This window comes from Pyrococcus sp. ST04, from assembly GCF_000263735.1.
In the GTDB taxonomy this organism is placed as follows: domain Archaea; phylum Methanobacteriota_B; class Thermococci; order Thermococcales; family Thermococcaceae; genus Pyrococcus.
The window spans coordinates 868,903-885,068 of record NC_017946.1 but is presented as its reverse complement, the minus strand read 5'-3'; the positions used below and the strand labels follow the sequence as shown (position 1 = coordinate 885,068).

Annotated in this window: 15 protein-coding genes; 8 read left to right on the top strand and 7 right to left on the bottom strand. The window is 41.2% G+C overall.

The features are described from left to right. The first annotated feature begins 18 nt into the window (after positions 1–18). From PY04_RS04555 to PY04_RS04545, 3 genes are read left to right on the top strand one after another with little or no spacing between them, the layout of a single operon-like run. Complete coding sequence (locus tag PY04_RS04555; RefSeq protein WP_014733991.1) at positions 19–738, top strand: RAD55 family ATPase; 720 nt, start codon at positions 19–21, stop codon at positions 736–738. Beyond that, positions 731–1,141 carry a hypothetical protein gene (locus PY04_RS04550; protein WP_014733990.1) on the top strand — a complete coding sequence of 137 codons (411 nt, stop codon included), beginning with the start codon at positions 731–733 and terminating at the stop codon, positions 1,139–1,141. The genes PY04_RS04555 and PY04_RS04550 overlap by 8 nt, the downstream gene beginning before the upstream one ends. Next, positions 1,141–2,934, top strand: coding sequence for a glycoside hydrolase (locus PY04_RS04545; protein WP_014733989.1), 1,794 nt, complete (start codon positions 1,141–1,143; stop codon positions 2,932–2,934). The genes PY04_RS04550 and PY04_RS04545 overlap by 1 nt, the downstream gene beginning before the upstream one ends. On the opposite strand, the gene aspS is transcribed toward PY04_RS04545, so the two are convergent. After that, positions 2,935–4,251 carry an aspartate--tRNA(Asn) ligase gene (gene aspS, locus PY04_RS04540; RefSeq protein ID WP_014733988.1) on the bottom strand — a complete coding sequence of 439 codons (1,317 nt, stop codon included), beginning with the start codon at positions 4,249–4,251 and terminating at the stop codon, positions 2,935–2,937. 58 nt (positions 4,252–4,309) lie between these two features. Then, on the bottom strand, positions 4,310–5,551 hold the full coding sequence (locus PY04_RS04535) for a sugar phosphate nucleotidyltransferase (RefSeq protein WP_014733987.1): 1,242 nt from the start codon (positions 5,549–5,551) through the stop codon (positions 4,310–4,312). A gap of 209 nt (positions 5,552–5,760) precedes the next feature. Between PY04_RS04535 and PY04_RS04530 the strand changes: the two genes are divergently transcribed. Next, positions 5,761–6,078: a hypothetical protein gene (locus PY04_RS04530; protein WP_237710104.1), complete on the top strand. Its 318-nt coding sequence runs from the start codon at positions 5,761–5,763 to the stop codon at positions 6,076–6,078. Positions 6,079–6,205: 127 nt separating this feature from the next. Beyond that, positions 6,206–8,029 (top strand): aldehyde ferredoxin oxidoreductase, encoded by a 1,824-nt coding sequence (gene aor / locus PY04_RS04525; RefSeq protein ID WP_048055991.1) that lies wholly within the window; start codon positions 6,206–6,208, stop codon positions 8,027–8,029. Between the two features lie 22 nt (positions 8,030–8,051). On the opposite strand, the gene PY04_RS04520 is transcribed toward aor, so the two are convergent. The 5 genes from PY04_RS04520 to PY04_RS04500 form a co-directional block, all read right to left on the bottom strand. Continuing rightward, on the bottom strand, positions 8,052–8,453 hold the full coding sequence (locus tag PY04_RS04520) for a secondary thiamine-phosphate synthase enzyme YjbQ (protein WP_014733984.1): 402 nt from the start codon (positions 8,451–8,453) through the stop codon (positions 8,052–8,054). A 4-nt stretch (positions 8,454–8,457) separates the two neighbouring features. Continuing rightward, positions 8,458–8,733: a hypothetical protein gene (locus tag PY04_RS04515; protein ID WP_014733983.1), complete on the bottom strand. Its 276-nt coding sequence runs from the start codon at positions 8,731–8,733 to the stop codon at positions 8,458–8,460. Next, a complete protein-coding gene (locus PY04_RS04510; protein ID WP_014733982.1) occupies positions 8,672–9,973 on the bottom strand; it encodes a hypothetical protein in 1,302 nt (433 codons plus the stop codon). Before PY04_RS04510 ends, PY04_RS04515 begins: the two co-directional genes overlap by 62 nt. Before the next feature lie 73 nt (positions 9,974–10,046). After that, positions 10,047–10,652, bottom strand: a complete 606-nt coding sequence (locus tag PY04_RS04505; RefSeq protein ID WP_014733981.1) for a DUF523 domain-containing protein — start codon at positions 10,650–10,652, stop codon at positions 10,047–10,049. Between the two features lie 41 nt (positions 10,653–10,693). Next, entirely contained in the window at positions 10,694–12,049 is a 1,356-nt protein-coding gene (locus tag PY04_RS04500) for a cyclic 2,3-diphosphoglycerate synthase (RefSeq protein WP_014733980.1), read from the bottom strand. Between the two features lie 301 nt (positions 12,050–12,350). On the opposite strand from PY04_RS04500, the gene PY04_RS04495 reads away from it, so the two are divergent. From PY04_RS04495 to hypF, 3 genes are all read left to right on the top strand, one after another. Beyond that, the gene (locus PY04_RS04495; protein ID WP_014733979.1) at positions 12,351–12,578 is read left to right on the top strand and encodes a HypC/HybG/HupF family hydrogenase formation chaperone; all 228 of its coding nucleotides are present in this window, start codon (positions 12,351–12,353) and stop codon (positions 12,576–12,578) included. Continuing rightward, positions 12,579–13,682, top strand: coding sequence for a hydrogenase formation protein HypD (gene hypD, locus PY04_RS04490; RefSeq protein WP_014733978.1), 1,104 nt, complete (start codon positions 12,579–12,581; stop codon positions 13,680–13,682). Between the two features lie 91 nt (positions 13,683–13,773). Further along, a complete protein-coding gene (hypF, locus tag PY04_RS04485; protein WP_014733977.1) occupies positions 13,774–16,095 on the top strand; it encodes a carbamoyltransferase HypF in 2,322 nt (773 codons plus the stop codon). Positions 16,096–16,166 lie beyond the last annotated feature (71 nt).

Here is a 16,166-nt window from a genome sequence, read left to right as displayed (position 1 = left end):
ATATTTTGGGGAGAGAATATGCAGATATATCCAGAGAGAATATCAACGGGCGTGAAAGGCCTCGATGAACTCATTGAAGGAGGATTAATTCCAGGGAGAGTTTACTTAGTAATAGGCCCACCCGGAAGTGGGAAAACAACATTTGGAATGCAGTTTTTACTTGAAGGAGCAAGAAGAGGAGAAAAGACAGCATATATCTCATTAATTCACAAGCCAGAAGAGGTAGTTAGAGACATGGTGAGGTTTGATCCTTCCATCTATGCTTATGTTAATACTTGGAAGCTTATGCTCTTCGATTTAGGTCCAATACTCTGGAGAGAATCAACTCGAGTTCCAACATGGAGGAGTGTCCTATCGAGGATTAGAGATATAGTGGAAGATGAAAGGATTACTAGACTTGTGATAGACCCATTAACTGCAATTGATTTCCCTCAGCAAGATCCCGTCGAAAAGAGGGTGGAACTTGCGAAGTTTATTAGAGGACTCGAAGATCTTGGCGTAACTGCATATCTAATAGCTGAGATGATAGAACTTGACAAGTATTCCGAGGAACATTATCTGGTTAGCGGGATTATAATGCTCCACTACTTTATGCATGAGGGCAAGATGATTAGGGCAATTCAAATATTTAAGATGAGAGGAATTAAACATGACCCAAACTTGAAACTCTTGAAGTTTACAGATAAGGGGTTGGTGGTGTACAATAAGTCCCCCTTCGAGGTTGAAGAAAATGAATAAAGATATTGAAGAAATACTCAAAGAGAAAGACATCGTCAAGAAAGCATACCTATTCGGATTTTACATTGGGCTTCATGGGCATGTCGAGTGGATAGGATGGGTCGCCAAAATTAAAAAGGAGATATACCTCGAAGCAAAAAGTCTTGGAGTTTATGAACTTGCAAAACTGGCCTACAAAGAGGGCAAGGAAGCCGGGAAAATAGAAAGGGAGAGGAGAATTCATGAAGGATTAATGAAAAGGGAGGAAAATCTAAAAATCAAAAAACCAATCGAAATTGTACCCGTTAGTAAAAAGATAGAGAACAAACAGCTTCTCTTCCCAAAAAATGAAGATCTTCCTGGAATTCTTAAGGAATTCAAAGGACTAAAATTGCCTAGGTTTCTCAAGGGAGGGATTGGATAATGTACATGAAATTCACATATCACTTTCATGCATATCAGCCGGGAGATATAATATATGTCCATGATGGTTCTGGGTGGGATCCGATTAAGTACTCTGAAAGACTCAGCCCAGTAGCCTTGGAGATTAGAGAAGAAGAAGTTAAAGGGAGAAACTGGACAAGGGCCATGATAAAGGCCTATGAATATGTTGATGAGACCCTTAGAATGTTAGACGAAGGTGCGGTAAGTGTTGACTTTGAACCCTTCACACTTTATATGGTTCTTAAGTACAAGCCAAAGATATACGGAGAAATCGTAGAAACGTTAGAAACTCATGTTGAGCCAACCGTAACAGTTCCATTCCACCCAATAATGCCTCATCTAAGTCACTTCGAACAGGAAATACTTTCAAAAGTATCATTCGACTTCTATCTGCCATTTATAGCAAGAAAGCCCATCGTGAGTTTTTGGTTGCCTGAGAACGTTATAACAAAGGACACTGCGAAGATAGTAACCTCTGCAACTGACAAAGATGTAGTCTTTCTGTTAGATGAGAGGCAATTTATAGGAGTAAACATCCCCCAGGCAAGGTTCTCATGCAACAAATATTTATGTGATGGAAAGAGCGCGTTCGTGTTTGGGAGGATACACTATATCAGTGATGCATTTGCATTCAATACTCTCGATGTGGAGGGACTAACACGAGCCGTAGCCGAGGGTTGTGTTGATGTGTTCAAGGAAAAGGAAGGTATAGAGTACCTTGTATTCCTATCCAGCGACTTAGAAAGCTTAGTCGCCAATCCTAAGCAACTCGATAGATTTTTAGGTTGGATTGACGGGTTAAAGAAGAGAGGAATAGAGATAATTAACGTGGCTGAATTCATAAGAAAGAAAGTATCTAATGAGTATAAATCCCTCCCAGGAGAATGTAGCGAGAGCTTTAGAATAAATGTTAAAGACTATTCAAGCTGGAGCGACTACTTTGACTTAAGTGTGGATGGAAGGACAAGCGATATGAGATGGACAGGGATTAGAAGGGAGGACAATGTAGTTATCCATAGATGGTACAAAGAGAGAAAAGTTTCCCAGCTGTGGAAATTTGCGTTCATGAAGCTCTTCAGAGAACTTAATAGAGCTGTAAGATTTGGTGTGATAGATATGTTAAGAACCCAAGGAGTCTCGGACATTGAAAAAATTAAGGAGTTCCTTGTCCGCTATTCAAGGGTATTCTTTAGAGAACATTATGAATACTTTGAGTTAGATACTAGCGTGGACTACGTGATGGAACCAATACACGAAGCCGATCCTTCTTTGGCACTCAAACTCGGCAGGATATATTACCTAATGCTCCTCGCCAACCATTCATGTCCAAGATTTTGGGAGAACATAGACACAAGAGTAACGTTCGGTAACGTTGCAACAATAAGCAAGGCACTAATAGAATTAATGGAGCTTTATATGGAGGAGAACGAGGAGAGGGCCAATTATATATTCTTAGAGTACATGAAACTTCTCGCATTTCCACAGTTATATTATGACTATGATCTCTTTAGAATGAAGGGACTTGAAGGTTGGGAAACAACAGAGAAGGCATGGTTCGAAAGCTTGAGGAGTGAGGTTCCAAACAGCAAATACAATGTAGTGACAAGGGCTGCACTGTATGTTGGCAAGAGGGATCTTCCACCGGATATGAGAAGCGTTATAGATACATTGTATGACTTGGAGGAGGCAGTTCCTGACACTGGCCATATCCCAGGAGAGATGCATGGAAAGTGGGAAAACAAAGAATGGTGCGAACATAAAGGAAAAGATTAGCTATGGCACAAGTCTCCTTCTGTCTCTCGGGAACAGAATAACTTCCCTTATGTTTCCTATATTTAACATTCTCATTACTAGCCTCTCCGCACCAAGTCCAAAGCCACCATGAGGAGGCATTCCGTACCTGAATGCCTTTAGATAGAACTCAAAGCTCTCAGGATTAAGGCCTTTCTCTCTAATCTGCTCGACCAAAATATCATGCCTGTGCTCTCTCTGCCCTCCTGAACTTATTTCAATTCCCCTATATTCAAGGTCAAAGGCCCTACATATCTCAGGCTTGTCGTCATACTTCATTATATAGAAGGGCTTCGCTTCACTCGGATATTTATAGATGAAGTACAAATCCACGTCTTCGTTTTCCTTCATGTACTTTCCAAGCATCTTCTCCCCTTCAGTATCTATGTCCTCTCCCCATGGGATATCCTTACCTAGATCTGCCAATATCTCGAGGGCTTTATCATACGTTATCCTGGGGAACGGTTGTTTTGGCTTTTCAAGTTCGAATTCAAGAATTTCAAGTTCTTTCTCATTATGTTCTCTCACGTAATCTATAGCATAAACAACAAGCTCCTCTAAAAGGTCCATAACTTCCTCTTCACTCTCTATAAAAGCCATCTCAGCATCAATGCTCCAAGCCTCGTTGAGGTGTCTAGTTGTATTGTGCTCTTCAGCCCTAAAAATTGGGGCTATCTCGAAGACTCTGTCAAGACCTGTCGCCATCATAATCTGCTTGTAAAGCTGAGGACTTTGAGCAAGGAATGCATCGTGCTCAAAATATTTCATTGGGAAAAGTTCCGTTCCTCCCTCAGTTGCTGTTGCTATTATCTTTGGGGTGTGGATTTCGATAAAGCCTTTATTGTAGAAGAACTCCCTCACTGCCCTAAAAACATTTGACCTTATCTTGAATATCGCCATCACCTTGGGATTCCTTAAATCCATAAATCTGTTATCAAGCCTTGTATCAAGCTCGGCCTTTACCTTTCCAGTGGGATCAAGTGGGAGCGGAGATTCTGCTTTACTTATGACCTCAAATTTCTCTGGAATTATCTCAAACCCAAGCTTTGCCTTTGGTGTAAAGTTAACTACACCTTCAACAACTACTACGTCTTCATTGTTTAGCTTTGGGATAAGCTTGAATATCTCAGGATCAACTTTCTTTTTTGGTGCGGTTACCTGAACTATCCCTTCTCTATCCCTAATCCACACGAATTTTATTCCGCCTAAGTCTTTAACTTCCTGAACCCATCCTGCAACTTTAACCTTCTTCCCATTAAGTTCCTCAGTTATCTCATTAGAATAATGAGTCCTCAGCATTTTAACCCCCGAGCAAAAAAGGAAAAAGAGCTTTTAAATTTTAAGAAAGATAAGAAGATCAGAAGAGCCACTGGTTCTCGATACATTCGTCACATGGTGGTTTTTCTCCAGCTATTGCCTTGAACTTCTTATAGATACACTCTGGCAATCCCAGAGGACATCTGTCTGGTGTTAGTTCTGGCCTTACTTTCGTTGGATCCAGCTTTATCCTGATGTATGCCTCATATTCTTCAACCTTCTTCCATGGGAGTATCTTTGCCCCGTAGATAACCAAGTTGTCATATATCTTTGCATAGTCTCCAACTACTGCATTTTCTTTAACTATAACGTTCTTCCCTACAACAACGCCTTCTCCCAGAATCGTGTCCTTGAGCTCAGCTCTCTCCTTTATTATGTCGTTTCCAAGAAGTATTGACCTCTTTAAGTAGGCCTTGTCTTCTATTATTGTGTTTGGCCCAATGTAAGTGTACGCCTTTATCTTAACATTGTGGCCTATTTTCGCGTTGTTGTCTATGTAAACGGGACCCTGAACCTGAACATCTTCTGGTATTTCGACGTTTTCTCCTAATATAAGATATCCGTTCTCTCTTGAAAGTTCATCAAGAGCAATCTGATGAGCATAGAACAGATCTTCCGGAGTTCCTAGATCTACCCAGTAGTACTCTTTTGGCATCTTATACCCGTAAACAACTCCTTGGCTTACGAATTTTGGAAGGATTTCCCTCTCAAAGTAAACTTCCTTGTTCTTTGGAATTTCCTTAAGAACATCCTTATTTACTACATAAATCCCTGCATCTACAAGGTTCGTTTTTGGCTTTCTTGGCTTCTCTTCAAATTCTACTATTTTTCCTTCCTCATCTGTTATAACAACACCGAATCTCTCGGGATCGTAGACCTTAGTTAGAGCTACTGTGATCAAGCCGTCATTTTCTTTATGGGCCTTTATTAGCTCCGAGTAATCAAAGTTTGTAAACACGTCACCGTAAATAACTAGGAAGTCGTCACTCACGTAATCCTCCACATTCTTAAGGGCTCCTCCAGTCTCTAATGGCATTGGGTCATTGACAAATCTTATGTCCTTTGGATAATCCTGCATCTTTTCCTGTATGAACTCTCTTATCTCGCCCCTCATATAGTGAACTGAGAGTATGACCTCGTCTATCTCATTAACTCTCTCCAAGGCCTCAAGAATATACTGGAGATTTGGCTTTCCAAGGACGGGAACCATTGGCTTTGGTCTCGTTGAAGAAATTGGCCTTAATCTAGTCCCAAAACCACCCGCAAGGATCACAGCTTTCATGTTATCACCGTTACTATCTTAAAATTTCACAGTTATAAAATTTTCACTTCCTAAGAGTCAATAATTAAGCAGAAAAGTTGTCATATCCGAAAGTCTTCTAAAAATCTAATGACAGCTTTTTGAATATTTTCCAAGATGTTAAACATAACTGTTTTATAAAATTCATAGAGGAAACAACTTTTAAATATTTAGTAAGGTTAATTAAAGTTATGGAGAAAGCTGAATTCATGTTAAGGGATGCTTATAAAAAGTTCAAGGTTACGAGTGGGGAAGAGAAAATAAGAGCGGCAACATTGATCCTCAAAGAGTTAACAAAACTTGCTGGAAACGAACCATACTGGGATGCCGTAAAAGAAAACTTAGGCCTTAAAGAAAATGAGGCCAAAGAAGTTCTTCTTTTCTTGGAGGAGGTTGGAAAATTAAAAATAAAGCGAGCAAGAAATGGGAGAAGGTTGTTTGTGTTAACATTAAAGGAAAGAAAGGAGAATCCTCAAACCCTCGACAAGTGGATCAAGATCAATAGGTGACATTAGAGAAGTGGCTTTCATAAAATACAGTTAACTAAAAATGTTTAACATAATCTCATTTTGAGGGTACATTTTGTTTTCGCAAAATTTTATATGGATAAATGTAAAGATAGATTTGGTGTTCTCTATGTACGGATACTGGGGCAAAATTTTGAGAGTTAACCTTTCTGACGGTACAATTAAAGAAGAGACCTTCGACGAGAAGTTCGCCAAGAAGTGGCTTGGTACAAGAGGTTTTGGAATTTACTTCCTCCTAAAGGAGATGGATCCAAAGGTTGATCCATTTAGCCCCGAAAATAAGTTAATCTTTGCCACAGGCCCACTAACAGGAACCTCAGCTCCAACCGGTGGAAGATATATGGTTATAACTAAAAGCCCACTAACCGGTTATATTGCTATGGCTAATTCCGGCGGATACTTTGGGGCTGAATTAAAGTTCGCCGGTTGGGATGCAATAATCATCGAAGGAAAGGCAGATCATCCCGTGTATCTCTATATAAACGAGGAAAATGTTGAGATTAGAGATGCCTCCCATGTGTGGGGTAAAGTTGTAAGCGAAACTGAAGCAAAGCTAAAGGAAGAAGTTGGCGACAAAAACGTCCAAATAGCATCAATAGGGCCAGCAGGTGAAAATAAGGTAAGATTTGCAGCAGTAATGAACAATGGACACAGAGCCGCTGGAAGAGGTGGAGTTGGAGCAGTAATGGGAAGCAAGAATCTTAAGGCAATCGTAGTTAGGGGAAGGAAGAGGGTCGAGATTGCAGATAAAGGTAAGTTTATGGAAGTAGTTAGGGAGAAAATCGAAAAATTAAGAAATGATCCTGTCGCCGGAGGAGGCCTTCCAAAGTACGGAACCGCTGTTTTGGTTAACATAATAAATGAAAATGGACTCTATCCAACAAGAAACTTCCAAACGGGAGTGTTTAAGTATGCCTATGAACAGAGCGGTGAAGCTATGGCGGCAAAATACCTAATAAGGAATAAACCATGCTTTGCATGTCCAATTGGATGTGGAAGAGTGAACAAACTTCCAACCCTCGGAGAAACTGAAGGACCTGAGTATGAGAGCACTTGGGCACTCGGTGCAAATCTAGGAATTAACGACCTCGCATCTATCATAGAAGCAAACCACCTTGCAGACGAGTATGGAATGGATACGATAAGCCTTGGTGGAACACTAGCTACTGCAATGGAACTTTATGAGAGAGGCCTACTAAAACAAGAGGACATAGGAGGGGATAACGTCCCACCTTTCAGATTTGGAAACACGGAAGTCCTACACTACTGGATCGAGAAAATTGCTAAGAGAGAAGGATTCGGAGATATTCTGGCGGAAGGAGGATATAGGCTAGCTGAAAAGTTCAACGGGCTCGAATACTTCATGGGAGTTAAAAAGCAAGAGCTTCCGGCATACGACCCAAGAGGTGCAGAGGGACACGGGCTTGGATATGCAACTAACAACAGAGGTGGTTGTCACATCAAGCAGTACATGATAAGTCCAGAGATCCTTGGTTATCCGTACAAGATGGATCCACACGACATAAGCGACGAGAAAGTCAAAATGGTAATACTGTTCCAGGACCTAACGGCCCTAATTGATGCCGCCGGACTATGTCTATTTACGACGTTTGGACTTGGAGCTGACGACTACAGAGACATGCTAAACGCAGCACTCGGATGGGACTTCTCTACAGATGACTACCTCAAGATTGGAGAGAGGATCTGGAATGCAGAGAGGTTGTTTAACCTTAAGGCAGGCCTAGATCCACTTAAAGAGGACACACTACCAAAGAGGCTACTCGAAGAGCCAATGCCTGAAGGTCCTCACAAGGGCCACGTGGTTAGGCTCAAGGAAATGCTACCAAGGTACTACAAGTTCAGAGGCTGGACAGAAGATGGAAGAATTCCAGAAGAAAAGCTCAAAGAACTTGGACTTGAGGAGTTCATCTGAGCTCTCACATCTTCTTTTTCTTCTAACATTTGCACACTTTTACATAAACCTCCCTGGTTCTTGGCCCGTCGAGCTCTACAAAGAGTATACTCTGCCAAGTTCCCAGAGCCAGTCTCCCATTTTCTATAGGAATAACAACGCTCGTCCCAAGAAGAATTCCCCTAAGATGTGAATGAGCGTTGTTGTCTATTCTATCATGCATATAGCCTGCACCCTTTGGAATTAGGTTTTCAAGTGTCTTTTCTAAATCCTTCAATAATCCGCTCTCATTTTCATTGATTATGATGGCGGTAGTTGTATGTCGGGTGAATACAACCGCTACACCATTTTCAATCCCCGACTTCCTAACGGCTTCTCTAACCTTGGAAGTTATGTCTACAATTTCCACTTCCTTATTCGTCGTAATTTTTATTGTTTCCATCATTAAATCACCCTCCTTCTAGGAATTTAGACAAGCTAACCTTAGCTTTTTCCAAATGTCTCTCTGGTTCAACGTCTTTTCCAAGTTTCGAACGTATCATTACTATCTCTTCGAAAGCTTCAATAAGTTCCCCTTCACAACTATCTTTTAGAAGTTTCTTTAGTGTCCAGTACACTTCTTCAATGACATCCTCTCTAATCACCCCGTTTTTTGCCATTTTATCAATAACTTCCGTTAAGAACTGGACGTTCTCTTTGAGGATCCTTCTTCTTAGCACTTTCATTTATCTCCCCCTCAACAACTTTAACCAATATCTCAGAAGCAAGCCTCGAAGCAAGTTTCCTATCTCTAATGTTTAGAACTATATCAATTGCGTCACTTACATTCCCAATTTTTATTAAATAGTGAGCGAGGAAGCCAAGAGCAATAGACCTAGATTTCGGGCTTTTTAATAGATTAACTGCCCTCATAGCCTCTTCGAGTTTATTAATAGTCAAGTAGTACTTGATGGCTCCAACTATTACATCATCTGTTATCCCTTCTTTCCGAAGGAGCGCATCCACAATTGGTTTTATTTTCTCGTCTTCGCTTTTTAGGAGTTCTAAAATTTGATCCTTTATATAAGAGAGTAATTCCACGGGAAGAGCATTTATGAAATTCCTAAGTTTCTCGGTATCTTTTAGTATTAGCGTCTCAAATATCTCTTCCAGGATAAACTTCGGGTTCTGCAACTCTCTAATTATTACTATCGAATTATCTATGAATCCGTGGATTGCAAATATATAAGCTAGATCTTCCCTTATATCATCCTTCAGCTTATTTGCTAATTCCAATGAAAAGTTTATCAGGACTTTGACATTTTCAGAGTTTTCCTGCTTCAGATATAGCAAAAGTTCATTTAACGCCTGTCTGATCCAGGGCTTACTCTTTATCTCCTGAATTAACTCCATAACAAGCCTGTAATCTCCCACAGAGAGCAAAGGTCTAATAGTTTTTACAATGGCTTCCGACTTATAGGGCTCATCCTCTATCGCTTCCAGTATTAGTTCGATCTTCTTTTTCTTGTAAACTATGTTTATCTTGTCTCCCTTTAAATCTTCCAAGGCCGCTGTTAGTATTTCAAGAATTTTCTCGTTTCTGAGTTTTTTGTTCTTTATGTCCAATGCATAGAATAAGGCCTCATCAATATCCTTTAGGAGAACAAGATATTTAACTGCTTCTGCTCTAATTTCATCTCGCATCCTTGGAGGAAGTACCTCGGAGTTAATTATTACTTCCCGGAAGGCTTTCTTTGAAGATTTGAAGCCCGCTAAACTTGTGGAGTATCCAATAACTAAAAGGCTCTTTAAAAGAAGGTACGGGTCTTCTATCTTCGCAAGTTCCTCAAAGGCTAACTTAAATGCCTGTTCATACCTCGGATCTTTTGCCTTTGCTAGAGATACTCCGATTCTGCCATATGTGACTATTCTTACGTAAGGGTCTGGTATCGAAGATACGGATTTTAAAGCCTCATCTATTACCATCTCTCCTCACCAAAAATTTTAACACTACCTATATTTAGCCTCAGATTGTAAAAATATGGGAGAAACTCTTTAATTAGTTTTTCGGTTCATTTGTGAGAGCGTTGATTAAAGATCTAAACTTATCTATCCCGTCTTTAATATTATCCTTGTCAATTTCAACCCAATATGTTTCACTAACCTCTTGAAATCTTTTAAAAATCTCATCAAACAAGAGGCCTCTTCCTTTAACCACCTTTAGTTTTCCTCCTTTGATGACATCTTTATAGTTACTAAGCCTCTCTGATTTTGATAGATAAAAGAACTCCCTAACTTTTTGATATGGATACTCCTTAGGATCGCTACTCGTAGTATGAAAAACGCCACAGGTAGGGGAACCCTTAACCCCTACAAAAATTACTGCCTCGGGCTTTTCCTCAGATATAACTCTCCCTATAAAATCGGCAACATCCTCAACAACTTTTTTCATTCCTAAGTGTTCCATGACTTCCTTACTCATAGGAGGCCTTGGCCATTTTAGGAGGATAAACTCTGGACATGGATATGCTAAAATCTGCCAGTCATCGTTGAGGTTAAGAAGAATCTTTCTAATCTCAAGTGAGGCCATATACTCTTTCTCTTTTGGGCCTCTATAAACGTAAAAGGGTGTTATTAAACAAGGAGCTATAACGATCAGCTTCATGGAATAGATTCCGAGAAAAGAAAATATAAAGGTTTAGGAGGTCACTCCTTCTTCTTTAGCTTCTCGCACTTCTTAACCCACTCTTCCAGAACATCCTTGAGCTTGGGAGTTCCAATTTCTTCTAGCTCATACTTAACCCTGACGGCAGGCTTGTTAAGGTTCATGAATCTTCTGAGGTCAACAGGAGTTCCCATTATGACAACATCTGCATCGGCCCTATTGATAGTCTCCTCAAGCTCCTTGATCTGCTTCTTGCCGTAACCCATTGCTGGTAGGATGTTGCTGAGGTGTGGATACTTCTTGTATGTGTCAATTATTGAACCAACTGCGTATGGTCTTGGATCTACGATTTCCTTTGCTCCATACTTCTTAGCTGCAATGTACCCTGCTCCAAAGCTCATTCCACCGTGTGTAAGGGTTGGACCATCTTCAACAACAAGAACTCTCTTGCCCTTTATGAGTTCAGGCTTGTCAACGAATATTGGTGACGCTGCCTCGATGACGATTGCATTTGGATTTATCTTCTCTATGTTCTCCCTGATCTTCTGTATGTTCTCCGGTGGAGCAGAGTCAATCTTGTTTATGATTATCACATCTGCACTCCTGAAGTTTGTCTCACCTGGGTGGTGGGTAAGCTCGTGTCCGGGCCTGTGTGGGTCTGTAACAACAATCCAGAGGTCTGGCTCAAAGAATGGGAAGTCATTGTTACCTCCGTCCCATAGGATAATGTCAGCTTCCTTCTCTGCCTCTCTTAGGATCTTCTCATAGTCAACTCCAGCGTAGACGACCATTCCTCTCTCAAGATAAGGCTCGTATTCCTCCCTCTCCTCGATAGTACACTCGTACTTGTCAAGGTCTTCAAACGTTGCAAACCTCTGAACAACCTGCTTCCTTAGGTCTCCATAGGGCATGGGGTGTCTGACTGCAACGACCTTGAAGCCCATCTCTTGGAGAAGCTTGGCGACTTTCCTAGAGGTCTGGCTCTTTCCGCAACCAGTTCTAACAGCGGTTACGGCGACAACCGGCTTTTTGCTCTTAAGCATGGTGGACTTTGGACCGAGTAACCAGAAGTCCGCACCAGCTGAATGAGCCCTGCTTGCTAGGTGCATAACGTGCTCGTGAGAAACATCAGAGTATGCAAATACTACTATGTCAACGTCCTTTTCCTTTATTATCTTTTCAAGATCGTCTTCTGGCAGTATTGGAATACCATTTGGATAGAGCTCACCTGCAAGCTCTGGTGGATAGACTCTCCCCTCAATGTCTGGAATCTGAGTTGCAGTAAATGCAACCACTTCATACTCAGGATTGTCCCTGAAGAAGACGTTGAAGTTGTGGAAGTCTCTTCCAGCAGCACCAAGAATGACAACCCTTCTCCTCTTTTTCTCCTCAGCCATTTCCAATCACCCCAAAATTTTATGTCGAAATATTTTCAAACTCGACATTTATAACAGTTTTTGTTGAAATAAGAAAGCTCCTTGCTAATATTCTTCGAATCTAAAAATATAGATGCGAAAAACATTCAAAAAATCTAGAGATGTTCCGGTTGAGGTTGAAGACCTGCTGAGGCATATATAAATGTTGCTGTGCAAAGATCTTGAAATTAAGTTCCTTGTAATCTCCTTAGAGTAGTTTTAAACCTAGGGTTTCGGAAACTTTTCTAAGACACAACGCCTTACTTCTAACCAGGTGAGACGAATGTGCCTAGCCGTTCCAGGGAAAGTTGTTGAAATTCGAGGGAACGTTGGGATAGTAGACTTTGGGGGAATCAAGAGAGAAGTTAGGCTGGATCTACTCACAGACGTTAAAGTTGGGGATTACGTTATAGTTCACACAGGGTTTGCAATAGAAAAGCTCAATGAAGAAAGAGCAAGAGAAATCCTCGAAGCATGGGAGGAAGTATTTTCTGCTCTTGGAGGTGAGTAAATGCTGGAGAAATTTAGGGATAAAACCATTGCCCAGAGAATCGTGAAGAAAATACATGAAGAGGCAAAAGGTCTTGATGAGCTAAGATTTATGCACGTTTGTGGAACACATGAAGATACCGTAACCAGAGCTGGAATAAGGTCACTACTCCCAGAAAATGTGAAGATAATGAGTGGCCCTGGTTGCCCTGTGTGTATAACTCCCGTTGAAGATATCGTCAAGATGATGGAAATAATGAGAGAAGCCAGAGAAGAGGGTGAGGAAATTATTTTGACGACATTTGGAGATATGTATAAGATACCAACTCCAATGGGAAGCTTTGCAGATTTAAAAAGCGAAGGGTTTGATGTAAGGATTGTATACTCAATATACGACTCTTATAAAATAGCTAAGGCCAACCCAAACAAGCTTGTTGTTCATTTCTCTCCTGGATTCGAAACGACAACAGCCCCCACGGCTGGAATGCTAAATACTGTTGTTGAAGAGGGTTTAGAAAACTTCAAGATATACTCTGTTCATAGGTTAACTCCTCCGGCAGTAGAGGCACTAGTAAGAGCAGGGACGAGATTTCATGGGTTAATAGATCCTGGCCACGTTTCAACAATAATTGGTGTGAAGGGTTGGGCTCACATAACTGAAAAGTACGGAATACCCCAAGTTGTTGCTGGGTTTGAACCTGTGGATATATTATTGGCGATTCTTGCCCTCATAAGAATGGTCAAGAATGGAGAGGCTAAAATAATCAACGAGTACACCAGAGTCGTTAAGTGGGAGGGCAATTTGAAAGCCCAAAAAATTGTAGAAAAGTTCTTTGAGATTAGAGATGCAAAATGGAGGGCTCTTGGAGTTATCCCAGAAAGTGGGCTTGAACTTAGAAAAGAGTGGAGAGATCTCGAGATAAGAACCTACTATGACCCAGAAGTTCCCAGGTTGCCAGATCTCGAAAAAGGTTGCCTGTGCGGAGCTATTCTCAGAGGACTAGCTCTTCCGCCACAGTGCCCGCACTTTGGTAAAACATGTACTCCAAAACATCCGATCGGACCATGTATGGTATCCTATGAGGGAACGTGCTCGATATTCTACAAATACGGTGCCCTCTTTTGAACCAAAGGTTCAAAACTCCCCTCTCGTTCCCAACTTTTGGTTTTAGAAACGTATAAAGCTTTCAATTTCATAAAACATGAAGGGGGAGAGCATGAAAGCCTATAAAATTCATGTCCAAGGAATAGTCCAAGCCGTAGGTTTTAGACCCTTTGTGTATAGAATAGCTCACGCTCATAATCTGAGAGGATACGTAAGAAATCTTGGAGATGCTGGAGTTGAAATAGTTGTTGAGGGAAAAGAGGAGGATATAAAAGCGTTTCTATCTGATCTTTATAACAAAAAGCCACCACTCGCCAAAATTGAAAGAGTTGAGAGAAGAGAAATTGAACCCCAGGGGTTTGACAGATTTTATATAGAGAAAAGCTCCAATGAGAGCAGAGGGGAAGGGGATTCTATAATACCCCCAGACATAGCAATCTGCGAAGACTGTCTGAGAGAACTTTTCGATCCGAATGATAAGAGATTCATGTATCCATTTATAGTGTGTACAAACTGTGGCCCAAGATTTACCATTATTGAAGATCTTCCATACGATAGGGAAAACACCGCAATGAGAGAATTTCCAATGTGCGATTTCTGTAGGAGTGAATATGAAGATCCCCTAAACAGAAGATACCACGCTGAACCTGTGGCCTGCCCAACATGTGGGCCCAGCTACAGGCTATACACCAACACCGGTGAGGAAATTATAGGGGATCCACTCAGAAAAGCTGCGAAATTCATAGACAGAGGATACATAGTAGCCATAAAGGGGATAGGTGGAATACATCTGGCCTGTGATGCAAGAAGGGAAGATGTTATTGCCGAGCTCAGAAAAAGATTGTTCAGACCACAGAAACCCTTTGCAATAATGGCCAAAGACCTTGAAACTATTAGGACATTTGCATATATAGCTCCTGAGGAAGAAGAAGAGTTAACGAGCTACAGGAGACCAATAGTAGCCTTAAGGAAAAAAGAACCCTTCCCCCTCCCAGAGAACCTCGCCCCTGGACTCCACACAATAGGGGTTATGCTTCCATATGCTGGAACACACTATATTCTGTTCCACTGGAGCAAAACACCGGTCTACGTGATGACTTCTGCAAACTTTCCAGGTATGCCAATGATAAAGGACAATGAAGAAGCTTTTGAAAAGCTGAAGGACGTTGCCGACTATCTTCTCCTTCACAACAGGAGGATTCTAAATAGGGCCGATGATAGTGTCGTGAGATTTGTTGATGGGAAGAGAGCCGTTATAAGGAGAAGCAGAGGGTTCGTTCCCCTTCCAATTGAGATACCTTTTGAATATAAGGGAATAGCCATGGGAGCAGAGTTAATGAACGCTTTTGGCGTAGTGAAGGGTAATAGAGTGTACCCAAGCCAATACATTGGAAACACATCAAAAGTAGAGGTTCTCGAGTTTATGAAGGATGCAATTTCCCATTTCAAAAAGATACTGAGGGTTGGAGATTTTGATATAGTGATAACTGATCTTCATCCTACGTATAATACAACAAAACTAGGAATGGAACTTGCAAAAGAGCTCGATGCAGAGCTCCTGCAAGTCCAACACCACTACGCTCATGTGGCCTCGGTCATGGCCGAGCACAATCTAGACGAAGTTGTGGGCATAGCCCTAGATGGAGTTGGATATGGGGGCGATGGAAAAACGTGGGGTGGGGAAGTTATTTACGTGAGCTATGAAGATGTTGAAAGACTAGCACATATAGAGTATTATCCACTACCCGGAGGAGACCTAGCAAGCTATTACCCACTCCGAGCTCTTATTGGAATATTAAGCAAGGTAATGGATATAGAAGACGTGAGAAACACTATTAAGAAGTACTGCCCCAATGCAGTAAGCTCACTTAAGTATGGGGAAGTTGAGTTCAATGTTATATTCAACCAGCTCGCCAGGGAGATAAATGTTGCATATGCATCTTCCACTGGGAGGGTCTTAGATGCATTTGCCGTTCTACTTAATGTCGCATACAGGAGGCACTACGAGGGAGAACCAGCCATGAAGCTAGAAAGCTTTGCATTCAGGGGAAAGAACGATCTCAAGTTAAGGTTACAGGTGGAAGGGGAGGAAATAAAGGTAACAGAACTTTTTGAAGAGGTTCTAAATATTATTGAGAGAGCAAACCCAGCAGATATCGCATATTCCATTCACCTTTCGCTAGCAAGAACGTTTGCTGAGATTGCTGTAGAAAAGGCAAGAGAATTTGGAGCAAAGGCAATAACCCTAAGCGGTGGGGTTGCATATAACGAGCTTATAACGAAAACCATAAGGAAAATTGTGGAAGCAAGTGGATTGAAATTCCACACTACATATGAAGTACCCAGGGGAGACAATGGGATAAATGTTGGCCAAGCATTTCTCGGAGGATTATATCTGGAAGGATACATAAGTAGTGAAGACTTAATGATCTAACTTTTCTCAATTTATTCGAGTAAGCCTTTCAAAAGAAAACATGATCCAAACTTTTTTGAATTCATTATTTT

Coding starts and splice junctions, on each gene's coding strand:
- PY04_RS04510 (WP_014733982.1), bottom strand. CDS start 9,973: ATGGTAATAGATGAGGCTTTAAAATCCGTATCTTCGATACCAGACCCT.
- PY04_RS04505 (WP_014733981.1), bottom strand. CDS start 10,652: ATGAAGCTGATCGTTATAGCTCCTTGTTTAATAACACCCTTTTACGTT.
- hypF (WP_014733977.1), top strand. CDS start 13,774: ATGAAAGCCTATAAAATTCATGTCCAAGGAATAGTCCAAGCCGTAGGT.
- PY04_RS04515 (WP_014733983.1), bottom strand. CDS start 8,733: ATGAAAGTGCTAAGAAGAAGGATCCTCAAAGAGAACGTCCAGTTCTTA.
- PY04_RS04530 (WP_237710104.1), top strand. CDS start 5,761: ATGGAGAAAGCTGAATTCATGTTAAGGGATGCTTATAAAAAGTTCAAG.
- hypD (WP_014733978.1), top strand. CDS start 12,579: ATGCTGGAGAAATTTAGGGATAAAACCATTGCCCAGAGAATCGTGAAG.
- PY04_RS04500 (WP_014733980.1), bottom strand. CDS start 12,049: ATGGCTGAGGAGAAAAAGAGGAGAAGGGTTGTCATTCTTGGTGCTGCT.
- PY04_RS04495 (WP_014733979.1), top strand. CDS start 12,351: ATGTGCCTAGCCGTTCCAGGGAAAGTTGTTGAAATTCGAGGGAACGTT.
- PY04_RS04555 (WP_014733991.1), top strand. CDS start 19: ATGCAGATATATCCAGAGAGAATATCAACGGGCGTGAAAGGCCTCGAT.
- PY04_RS04550 (WP_014733990.1), top strand. CDS start 731: ATGAATAAAGATATTGAAGAAATACTCAAAGAGAAAGACATCGTCAAG.
- PY04_RS04520 (WP_014733984.1), bottom strand. CDS start 8,453: ATGATGGAAACAATAAAAATTACGACGAATAAGGAAGTGGAAATTGTA.
- PY04_RS04535 (WP_014733987.1), bottom strand. CDS start 5,551: ATGAAAGCTGTGATCCTTGCGGGTGGTTTTGGGACTAGATTAAGGCCA.
- aor (WP_048055991.1), top strand. CDS start 6,206: ATGTACGGATACTGGGGCAAAATTTTGAGAGTTAACCTTTCTGACGGT.
- aspS (WP_014733988.1), bottom strand. CDS start 4,251: ATGCTGAGGACTCATTATTCTAATGAGATAACTGAGGAACTTAATGGG.
- PY04_RS04545 (WP_014733989.1), top strand. CDS start 1,141: ATGTACATGAAATTCACATATCACTTTCATGCATATCAGCCGGGAGAT.